The sequence below is a fragment of the Pseudoalteromonas sp. SR44-5 genome (assembly GCF_014163675.1).
In the GTDB taxonomy this organism is placed as follows: Bacteria; Pseudomonadota; Gammaproteobacteria; order Enterobacterales; family Alteromonadaceae; genus Pseudoalteromonas; species Pseudoalteromonas rhizosphaerae.
This window is the reverse complement of record NZ_JACJDT010000115.1, coordinates 1-1,515: the sequence shown is the minus strand read 5'-3', so window position 1 is coordinate 1,515 and position 1,515 is coordinate 1. Positions and strand designations below refer to the sequence as shown.

Here is a 1,515-nt window from a genome sequence, read left to right as displayed (position 1 = left end):
TGTAACTCAATAACTTGGTGGGTATACTCCCCAATACTTAATGCCCATGAGCGTAAATTTATCGGTGACTGCTCATGCTGTTTTTGATGCGCCAGAGGCATATGATGAGACTGTGTTGTATGCCCACCTAAATGATGTGAGCGCGGATGCTGTGCGATTAAGGTATCGTCATGATAAAGCTGTACTAGCTGATTGGTTATGTGTGCGCGTAATTGTTTCTTAACCCACTGATACGGCACACTGTAATAATGTTTTTCTATTTCAACATGATAATCAATGTGTACTCGCACCGTTTTGATTTGTGTATAGTGATAGGGCTTTTCAGGCAATGGCTTTAATGCGCTTTTATCCACCCTATCAAAAAGCTGTTTACGTGATTGTTGATATTGCTTCATCACCTTATTGTTCATTACATCAAGTAGCTTTGCTATTTCTTGATTTAGGTGCGCTAAGCTGTAGAAGGTTTGGTTACGCAGACGTGCCATGATCCAACGCTCAACAATTTGTACACCGACTTCAGCCTTTGATTTATCTTTGGGTTTATAAGGTCTAGCGGGTATGACAGCGACGTTATAATACTCGGCTAATTGATGATAAGTGGGGTTTAGATCAGGCTCGTAGCGACAGGGTTTACTAACAGCACTTTTTAAGTTGTCGGGAATAACAAGTTCAGGCACACCGCCTAAAAACGCAAAACAACGGGCATGACTCATCACCCAGTCTTCAAGTTGCTGGCTATACGTTGCCTCAGCATAGGTATAGTTTGATGCGCCGAGCACGGCAACAAATACTTGAGCAGTCCGTGTTTCCTGCGTTGTGGGGCACGTGATGGTCAGTGTGGGGCCACAATAATCCACAAACAGCTTTTCACCACCTTTATGATGCTGCCGCATCGACAACCGTTGTTTCCCCACCCATTCCCGATAGGCGCGGCAGAAGTGGCTATAGCTGTAATAAGGCTCACCGACTTTCTCACGCATTTCATCGAATACTAACTGCAACGTCAAATGTTTGTGCTGCTTTAAATCCTTATTGATGGTGAGCCAGTCAGGTGTTGGGTATCTTTTTTGACGGGGTGAGAAGTCCCTGATTTTTGTATTAAGAAACGTACCGTGTTGTTTATCGTCAGGTAACGGCCATTGGTTTAACCCTAACTCATTGGCCTTTTTAACGTAATTAGCCACAGTGCCAGGGGAGATATTTAAGCTTCTGGCAATCTCTCGATGGGATAATTTTGCTGAATATTTCAGCCGTAAAATAGCATGTAATTTACTCATAGATATAGGTCTTGTTGACATTATTGTTATCCTCATCAAATGATTTAGATAACGGTTTAACATACCTACAAAAATGATAAAACGTGAACTCGGTTACGAGTGGCATTAAGCTTTGATCGGCAAAATCATTAAGAACACAAAAGTGATCATTATCGCGTAATTTTCGTGATCAAAGCTTAATGAGAATAAGCGATCAAAGTTAATGCCATTGGGTGATCAAAGCTGGTGAGAATATGCA

The 1,515-nt window shown here is 41.9% G+C and carries 1 protein-coding gene; it reads right to left on the bottom strand.

From position 1 onward, the window contains the following. Positions 1 to 1,298: IS21 family transposase (gene istA, locus H5154_RS22690; RefSeq protein WP_182719722.1), on the bottom strand; the 1,298-nt coding region annotated here is incomplete at its 3' end. Between the last annotated feature and the right edge of the window lie 217 nt (positions 1,299 to 1,515).